The 251-nt window shown below is 47.4% G+C and carries 1 rRNA gene; it reads right to left on the reverse strand.

What is annotated here, in order from left to right:
* A 23S ribosomal RNA gene (locus tag M3212_RS21915) occupies positions 1-93 on the reverse strand; the annotation flags it as partial.
* Positions 94-251 lie beyond the last annotated feature (158 nt).

The following is a 251-nucleotide window of genomic DNA, read 5'->3' on the forward strand; positions in this document are numbered from 1 at the left end:
ACTTACAGCTCCCCGAGGCGTTTCGCCGTTCGTCGCGTCCTTCTTCGGCTCCTAGTGCCAAGGCATTCACCGTGCGCCCTTTCTAACTTAACCAATTTTGGCGGCAGATCTTCTTCGCATGTCTTCGACCTGCTCGAATCTCTTTGCCAAAAACGATCTTTATCAAAAGGTCGTTTTTTAGACAATGTCTCCATTGCCTTTGAATTCTTGACGTTCGTTCGATCTCATCTTGTTATGTGAACAAGACTCCG

This window comes from Halalkalibacter oceani, assembly GCF_023715705.1.
Classification (GTDB): domain Bacteria; phylum Bacillota; class Bacilli; order Bacillales; family Bacillaceae_D; genus Halalkalibacter; species Halalkalibacter oceani_A.